7 protein-coding genes and 1 pseudogene are annotated in these 8,501 nt (G+C 52.8%); 5 read left to right on the forward strand and 3 right to left on the reverse strand.

Annotated features, from left to right (window positions below; genetic code table 11):
- From HOLDEFILI_RS02380 to HOLDEFILI_RS02390, 3 genes and pseudogenes are all read left to right on the forward strand, one after another.
- Positions 1-278 (forward strand): annotated as a pseudogene (locus HOLDEFILI_RS02380) (MATE family efflux transporter); the annotation flags it as partial.
- Positions 279-526: 248 nt separating this feature from the next.
- Entirely contained in the window at positions 527-1,303 is a 777-nt protein-coding gene (locus tag HOLDEFILI_RS02385) for a hypothetical protein (protein WP_039863716.1), read from the forward strand.
- A 104-nt stretch (positions 1,304-1,407) separates the two neighbouring features.
- Entirely contained in the window at positions 1,408-2,037 is a 630-nt protein-coding gene (locus tag HOLDEFILI_RS02390; RefSeq protein ID WP_006057774.1) for a hypothetical protein, read from the forward strand.
- Between the two features lie 86 nt (positions 2,038-2,123).
- On the opposite strand, the gene HOLDEFILI_RS20005 is transcribed toward HOLDEFILI_RS02390, so the two are convergent.
- From HOLDEFILI_RS20005 to HOLDEFILI_RS02400, 3 genes are read right to left on the reverse strand one after another with little or no spacing between them, the layout of a single operon-like run.
- Positions 2,124-3,533, reverse strand: coding sequence for a ribonucleoside-diphosphate reductase (locus HOLDEFILI_RS20005; RefSeq protein WP_006057775.1), 1,410 nt, complete (start codon positions 3,531-3,533; stop codon positions 2,124-2,126).
- Positions 3,502-4,641, reverse strand: coding sequence for a hypothetical protein (locus HOLDEFILI_RS20180; protein WP_006057776.1), 1,140 nt, complete (start codon positions 4,639-4,641; stop codon positions 3,502-3,504). Before HOLDEFILI_RS20180 ends, HOLDEFILI_RS20005 begins: the two co-directional genes overlap by 32 nt.
- A 23-nt stretch (positions 4,642-4,664) precedes the next feature.
- Positions 4,665-5,153 carry an ATP:cob(I)alamin adenosyltransferase gene (locus HOLDEFILI_RS02400; RefSeq protein ID WP_006057777.1) on the reverse strand — a complete coding sequence of 163 codons (489 nt, stop codon included), beginning with the start codon at positions 5,151-5,153 and terminating at the stop codon, positions 4,665-4,667.
- 369 nt (positions 5,154-5,522) lie between these two features.
- Between HOLDEFILI_RS02400 and HOLDEFILI_RS02405 the strand changes: the two genes are divergently transcribed.
- Entirely contained in the window at positions 5,523-7,520 is a 1,998-nt protein-coding gene (locus HOLDEFILI_RS02405; RefSeq protein WP_006057779.1) for a Clp protease N-terminal domain-containing protein, read from the forward strand.
- Between the two features lie 109 nt (positions 7,521-7,629).
- Positions 7,630-8,274: a 2-C-methyl-D-erythritol 4-phosphate cytidylyltransferase gene (gene ispD / locus HOLDEFILI_RS02410; protein ID WP_006057780.1), complete on the forward strand. Its 645-nt coding sequence runs from the start codon at positions 7,630-7,632 to the stop codon at positions 8,272-8,274.
- The last annotated feature ends 227 nt before the right edge of the window (positions 8,275-8,501 follow it).

Consider the following 8,501-nt stretch of genomic DNA (forward strand, 5'->3'; position numbering starts at 1 on the left):
GGATTTATATCGCGGCGGTATTCTTAATGGGTGCACAGCTGGCTTGCCAACAGACGTTCATCGCGCTGGGCAACGCCAAGATTTCAACTTTTCTGGCGTTATTGCGGAAGATTATCCTGTTGATTCCGCTGATTTATATTCTGCCGAATTTCATTGAGAATAAGGTGTTTGCGGTCTTCGTGGCGGAACCGATCGCTGATACGATCTCGGTCCTGGTCACGATCACGCTGTTCTTCCGCTTCTTCCGGGCGGTCGAGCATGAACAGATTCACGCTTAAGCCGAATCCAGGAAAGCAATATTGTTAATAAAGCGACGTTCTTTGCGTTGCTTTTATTTTGATTTTTAAGCAACGCTTTAGAATAGAGAAAGTTTTCTTTGCTAATTTCAGAATTTTTCCATTTTACCGAACAATTCGATATCGGAATTAAGGTAAGAATATGCTATCCTTTAAGTAAAGAAGACCTTGAAGGATCTGAGGCAGGGAGCTTGCAATCACAGAGGATCAAGGGGAGGAAGGAACAGAAAATGAGAAAAATGAAAAAAAGCAGGATTCTTTGGCTGGCAGTCTGGCTTTGCCTGGCTCTCAGCGGCTGTGCTAAAACAGAAAGCGCGTCTGAGATTATGGCAAAAGTCCAGGCGAAACAAATGCAAAGCGAGGCGGTTCAATCCGTGACCATGAAGGGTCAGATGAAGATGACTGCGCAGGGAGTGTCGCTGGAATTTCCGATGGATCTTGTAATTCAGACGCAGCCGGCAGAGAAACAGGGTGAACCTGTCGTTTATTTTAGTTTTTCAACCTCATTTATGGGGCAGTCCATGGAGATGAAATACTGTGTTCAGGATCAGGTGATGTACAGCGAAGTGAATGGAGAACGCAGCAGCCAACCGTATGCCTATACGCCGGAAACGGCTCAGGAGCTTCAGCAGAACGTGAATCTGGAGAAGATGGTCAACGCCTTTTCCGTGAATAAAACCGGAACGGGTTATGAGCTGGTCTATGAAGCGCAAAGCTTTGCCGAGCTGGCGGATCTGTTAGGTGCTTTAGGGGATGCGGAACCTGATCTGGAGGCCCTGCAGGAATTGAAGCAGCAATTTGAAATGATCGATCAGACGGTGACTTTAAACGAATGGAAGATGAGCTTTCAGGTGTCAAAGGATTATCAGATGAACGGCGGATTGATCGTCGTGGACGCGACCGGCGATGTCGAAGGTACAGAAATGAATTTCAGCATGGAAATTAACGTAAGCGTTCGTACGGATCAGCCGATGACCACGATGGATCTGTCAGATTGGTCGTTGTAGAAAATCATCCTGGATCAGCTGGATACGAAAAAGCACAGCGGAGTTCGAATGTTGTTCTTCCGGTTTCCGGATGTTGCGAATTTCGAAGAAATGAAGGTTGACGTATGAAATGGAAAAAATTAGAGATCACCTTGATCGTGCTGATGATCCTGTCAGGCGCAGGCTTCTGGACGTTTAAAACACTGCGTCACCAGCCGTATTCGCTGACGCCGGTGACGATGACGCGCGAACAGCTGAGCGAACAAGTGGATCTCGACATCACTTTGATCAACGAGTTGTTCCGCGATGAACTCAACCGTGAAATCGCCCCGGCCGTCGCGGAGGTGGATTTCCGGGGCGAGTGCTTTACGATCGGCTACGCTGCCCATTTTACAGAAACACCGGTACCGATTGGTCTTTTGTATGAAGGCAAGGGGAATAGTCCGCTTGGCCGCGGGATCTCATTGGAGCTTTACGTCAGCGACCGTGATTTGAGTTCGGTGATGCCCCTGTCAAAAATGATCACCTGGCTGGGCCCTGAACGACAGCTGGGCATGCTCGGCTCAACGGCGGCGATCCTGGAATATCATCAGGAAGGAAAAACAATCCGCGGTCAGTTTCATGTCAAACACGGCGATCTCTTTTATCTGGGGGAGCTGAAATATTACGATTCCGCCATGACCGGAGATTGGGAACACGATCAAAAGATCTGGGAAGCCGCGCTGGACCAGCTGCTTCCGTTTCTTGCCGAATAAACAAAAAGGATTGCTTTATGGCGATGATCTCATCCCCAAACGCAATCCTTTCTTATTGTTCAAATTTGACGATCGTTGGCTTTTCTCTACAAGCCGCATTTCAGTTGCGCGTTGCAGTTGGTGCAGGTGTTGCAGCCGCCGATTTCCTCGACGATGCCTTCCAGGCAGATCGGGCAGATGTCGCCGACTTCCACGCCGATGTTGCGGTCCTGCCGGTCTGCACGCAGATCGGTTTTCTTTTCCGCTTCCTGCGTCTTTTTGACCGGAACGCCGAAGTCGCGTTCGATATCCATCTGATCCCAGCTGTTTTCTTCTTCGTTGCTTAACGTCAACACCTGGGAATCACGCGAACCGTCGACGTACACGGTGCCGCCTTTCGCGCCCCCCGCATACAGCCGTTCATAGATGTGCTGAACCTGGCGGACGGAGAAGCCGCGCGGGGCGTTGACGGTTTTGGAAATGGAGGAATCAATCCAGCGCTGAATCGCGCATTGGGTATCGGCATGTTCTTCCGGCGTCAGTTCCATCGCGCTGACGAAGAACTCCGGCAGCGTGTCGCGGGTGTAGCCCGGGTTGAGCGCCAGCCACTGATCGACAATTGCGGCGTTGACCTCAATGAATTTGCCCAGCCGGCCGGAACGGAAATAGGAGAAGCTGAAGTACGGTTCCAGACCTGTGGATACGCCGACCATGGTGCCGGTGGATCCGGTCGGAGCGATCGTTAACAGATGAGAATTCCGGATGCCGTATTTCAGGACGTCCTGGCGGATATCCTCATCCATCTGCTTCATGTAGCCGGTGTTGATAAACGCTTCGCCACTGGTAAAGAATGGGAAGCTGCCTTTTTCCTTTGCCAGCTCGACGGAGGTCTGATAGGCCGCGCGGGCGATGCAGTGGAACACCTGATCGATAGTTTCCAACGCTTCCGGCGATCCGTAGCGCTTGCGGTTCCAGATTAACATGTCGTGCAGACCCATGACGCCCAGGCCGACGCGCCGTTCGCCCAGGGCCTGATCTTCGTTGGCCTTGAGGAAATACGGCGTACTGTTGATGACGTTGTCCTGCATCCGGACGGTCAGCGCAACGGTTTCTGCCAATTCATCAAAGAGAATCCGGCCGTCTTTCTTGTCGACAAAGTTAGCGAGGTTGACGGCGGCGAGATTGCAGACGGAATACGGCGCGAGCGGCTGTTCCCCGCACGGATTGGTCGCGACGACTTTCTGACCGTAGGCTTTGGCGTTGGTCATCTTATTCGCGTTGTCAATGAAGAAGATCCCCGGTTCCGCGGAATAGGTCGCGCAGAAGCAGATCAGATCCCACAGATCGCGGGCGCGGATCGTGCGGTAGGTCTTGATCGGATACCCCAGGGCCTCCCATTCGCGGACGTCGCCGATCTTATGCCAATGGGTGTCGTAGGCTTCTTTCTGCTGCGGAGTATAATTGGCGATGTCCGGGAAGCGCAGATCAAAGGTGCCGTCCCGTTCGACCGCCTCCATGAATTCGTCGGTCAGCGTCACGGAAATGTTCGCGCCGCTTAAAAATTCCGGATTGACGACCCTCCAGCCGGCCGCCTTCCAGCAGCGTTTGCTGAGCATAGTCCAGCACGTCCGCCGGCGTGTTCTTATTTTCGATCAGGGTTTCCAGCATCTGTCGTTCCAGCCGCGAAAGCGGGATGAATTTCAACTTGCGCTGGGCCAGCTCGCGGACCTGTTCGTCCTTATTATTTTCACTCAGCCATTTCAGGACCCGCGGATTCTGCATTTTAGAAATGATGAACTCGATGATATCCGGATGCCAGTCCGCTAACATAATCATTTGCGCACCGCGCCGCGAGCCGCCCTGTTCGACCAGGTTGGTCAGGTTGGCGATGTCGTTCAGCCAGCTGACCGCGCCGCTGCTGCGTCCGCCGACGCCTTTGGCCGGGGCATGCTTAGGCCGCAACGTCGATCCATTGGTGCCGACGCCGCCTCCGCGCGACATGATTTCCATGACTTCCTTGCGATGTTCCGCAATGCCGCCGCGGGAATCCTCGACAAACGGCATGACGAAGCAGTTGAAGTAAGTGACCTGCGTGCCGCTGCCCGCACCGAACAAAACCCGTCCGGCCGGAATAACGTTGAGCTTCTTTAACTGCTCGGTAAATAATCCGGCGTATTTTTCCCGCTGAGCCACATCGGTCTCCGGCTCGGCCAGCGCGGTGCCGACACGGCGGGCGATCTGTTCATAGTAGATTTCCATCGGCTTGTCGATTTCCGCGAACGGCCGGCGGATTATCCCGGTGATCGATTCCTGCTCGTCTTCCAGTGTACCGCGGAATTCTTCTTCAATTTCGATCGTTACGCTCTCTTTTTCCCAGTCGATCGCTTTGACGACGCCGACACCCCGGGCCGGATATTTCGGATCCTCTTTAATGACGGTCAATACGATGTCGCCGACGCCCAGCGTTCTGAGCTCCCGATCCTTCTGGGCATAGCGGTCAAGCATGACCAGCCGTGAAACACCGGCGTGAATCGTATGATCCTCCGGTTGGATTTCAGTTAAATACGGAAAAAATTCCCGGATGTCCTGATTGAGTTTAACGATTGTTTCCTTGCGATATCCCATAATCTAAATGCTTCCTCCTATATTTAAATTTCCGAACCTGCCGCACTCTGAATCTGCAGCGCATAAAAATAATCGCTGATCCGGTTCAAATAGACGCCCAGGGACGGATCGGTCTTTCGAGTTTCCTGCAGCTTCCACCAATGCCGCTCAACCCGCCGGCTGATTGCCCGCAGGCGGTTAAGCGCCGCGCTCTCGGGATTGTCGAATGGATAATGAAATCTGAATTCGCCGGCCGCTTTGACATTGGATTCAATTTCAATTTCCAGCATCCGGATAAAACGCCCCAGATCGGCTTCGCCATAACCGCTCAGCATCGCGCTGGCGGCGCTGAGCTGGGTTACGATCTGCTTCATTGATTTCCGGTATCCGGAAAATCCGCTGGCTAGCACCAGACATTCGGCGCTCAGCTCGTCCAGATCGCCCAGGACTTCAATTAACGGATCCGCTTTGGAAATCCGTCCCCCCTGAATTTCAGTTGTTCCCTGATCCCCGGTTTTCGTGGTAACGATCATGTTTTCACCTCGCTTCGCCTCTGCCGTTTACGGGCCATTGCTTCCATTATAAAATGTTTTTGTCCAGAAGTCATAAAGAAATCGCGATTGGAACGATTTTCATAATTTCTTCGAAAAAAAGTGAGGTAAGCTTACCAGGTTTCATTTCATTTTCATAATTCATTGGTCCTCCGGAAGGCGGGAAGGCAAAAGATCCGGGCATAAGTTTCTCTCTTGGCGGATAAACTGAAATGAAGCATGTTGAAGACGCCAGGAGGAAATCCTAAAAATTGGAACAGACAGCCGCGGTGTAGTGATCTTGACCCGGGGCAATACTATCACTGAACTTGAACTGGGAAGTTCAACGGTTTGGAAGGAGGAATCGCGAGGATGAAAACCAATTTTGATCCTCAGGCTCAGAAGGCGATCCAGTCCGCCCGCACAGTGGCGCGGCAGATGAAAAACACCTTCATCGGAACGGAGCATTTATTGATCGGCATTCTGCAGACAGATCATTCTGCATTGCAGAAACTGCTGAGCGAACGCGGGATTACCGCCGAACAGCTGAAAGAGGATATTCAGGTGCTGTTCGGTTTTAACGAGGAAGAAACACGGCAGACCGAGTACACGCAGACCGTTCAGGAAATTCTGGAGAAATGTCTGGTTGAAGCGGCTCGTTCGACACCGCCGGTCATCACGCTGAAAATGCTGACGCGGACGCTGCTGGAAACGCCCAATAACGTCGCCTCGGAGCTGTTAAGGCGGTATGATGTGGATATCGCCGGATTGATCGTGGAGCTGAACCGGCAGGATATTGATAGTCTGAATTCGATCCGGGAGCTGCGCAACCTGAACCAGTGGATGGCAAACCGGCCTTCCAATATCGTTGAACGGCAGGCGCAGATGAATTCGATCATCCGGATTCTGTGCCGGAAAGAAAAGGCCAATCCGCTGCTTTTGGGCGATCCGGGCGTGGGGAAGACGGCGCTGGTGGAACAGCTGGCTAAAAGTATTGATCAGGGAGAGGTTCCTGACTGCCTGCGCGGCAGCGTCATCTTTGAACTCAGCGTCAACGGTCTGGTAGCGGGGACCAAGTACCGCGGCGAGTTTGAGGAAAAGATTCAGAAAATTCTGGATGCCCTGCGGCAGTTCCCCCAGGTCATTCTTTTTATTGATGAAATCCATCAGATCATCGGTGCGGGTAAAGCGGAAGGTTCAATCGACGTGGCCGGGGTGCTGAAACCAGTCTTGGCCCGCGGGGAAATCCGCTGCATCGGCGCGACGACGTATGATGAATATCTCAAATTTATTGAAAAGGACCGGGCTTTGCAGCGGCGCTTCCAGCCGGTCATGATTGAGGAACCGGATCTGGATTCTGCCCGGCGGATGATCGAGGCGAAGATTCCGGAATATGAGCAGCATCATCAGATCCAGTTTCCCATGGAGCTGGTCGGTCCGCTGATGGAAAGCACGCAGTATTTCATGCCTTCACGCAAGCTGCCGGACAAGGCGCTGGACGTCATCGATCTGGCTTGCGCCAGCGCGCGGATGGATCATCGCAGCACAGTCGCGCAGCGGGATGTCGATCAGATTCTGGAGCAGCTGACCGACGTGCCGCTGCAGGACCGTTGCCGAAAGGATCGTGTGATGCAGCGGCTGCGCAGGGAACTGATCGGTCAGGAAGAGATTCTGACGCAGATCGATCAACAGCTGCAGTGGATGGAGCTGGGGGTTGTGCAGGACCGGCCTTTGGGGGTGTGGCTGCTTTGCGGCAAACAGGTTTCTTTGAAGCAGCGGCTGGCAAAGGTGCTGGCACAGCTGTACTTCGGGCAGAACGACCGGCGGATTGAAGTGGATATGATGGATTATCAAGACAGTCAGGCGGGTTATCGGTTCGTGCATGGTCAAGATCAACAGTATTCGTTGTGGCTGGAAAAATTGCGGCGTTCTCCCTACTCGTTGTTGTTTATCCGCAATCTGGACGCTGCCCGGCCGGAATGCGCGGCTATTTTACGCAAGGGCATCGAGCAGGGACTGATCGAGGAAGAAGCCGGGCGGAAGGTGGATTTACGGCATTGTCTGATTCTGCTGGACACGGAACAAAGCCGGACAGTATCCGGACTTGGATTCCAGGCCGTTTCTGTGAAAATGGAGAATGAGGGCTGGGATGAAATCGCCGATGCGATTTTGGATTTCCGGACGCTGGACAGTGCGGAAATGGAAACGCTGGCGCGCCGGCGGCTTCAGGAAATCACCCGCCAAATGCCGCAGCTGGCCTTTGAGCTGGGCGAGGACACGCCGTTTGATATCGAAGGGGAAGATCCGGAAAAGATCGATCGTCAAATCCGCTCTTATTTGACGAAGCGTTTTAAGAAATCCGCCGGCTGAATTGCGTAAAAATGCGTCAGGTATTGTGAAAAACTGCTTGGTCCATTGCCGGACTGAACGGGGTGTGATAAAATAAGCACTACCAAAAGGACGAAAAAGAGGGAAAAGGATGGAATATTCAGCGTTAATTGTGGCTGCCGGACAGGGGCGCAGGATGAATCTTGGCTACAACAAGGTGTTCTACACCTTTGCGGACGGAAAGAACGTATTGGAAAAGACGATGAGCATTTTCGAAGCTGATCCGCGGTGCAGGCAGATCGTCATCGTAACGCAGCGTGAGGACTACGTGCGCTGTATGCGCAACCGGACACAACGGGGGAACGTCGTGTTTGTCGAAGGCGGAGCAACCCGTCAGGAGAGTGTGTTTAACGGATTAATGGCGGTCAGCGAGGACTATGTGCTGATCCACGACGGCGCGCGGCCCTTTCTGGAACAGGACTGTCTGGACCGGATCTGCCAGTGCTTAAGCGAGCATGACGCATGCTTGTTAACGGTGCCGTGCAAGGATACGATCAAGGTCATTGAAGACGGAAAGATCAAGGAAACACCGAACCGCAGCCAGCTGGTGCAGGCGCAGACGCCGCAGGCGTTTAAGACGTCGCTGATTCTGCGGGCGTACCGCAAGGCACGTCAGGAAAAGGTACAGGCGACCGACGACGCGCAGGTCGTAGAACTGTTGACCGGCGAAGCGGTGTACGCGGTGCTGGGGTCGTATAAAAATATCAAGATTACGACGCAGGAAGATCTGCGTTAAGTAGGAATTATCCCGGTCAGTGACATTGACCGGTTTTTTTTGAGTCTGAAAATGAAAATTATGAAAATAACCGCACGCCCTTGAAATAACTCAGGAACGGAATATACTAAGGGTGTAGGGACGCTTGAAAAAGCGATACCCGTCAGACACTATCTCTTATTCGAGAAGTGGTGGACAGATAAGTGCCGGTTTTCTTTGCTACGGATTGCGGCACTTTTTCTTTCGTA

The sequence above is a fragment of the Holdemania filiformis DSM 12042 genome, from assembly GCF_000157995.1.
GTDB lineage: Bacteria > Bacillota_I > Bacilli_A > Erysipelotrichales > Erysipelotrichaceae > Holdemania > Holdemania filiformis.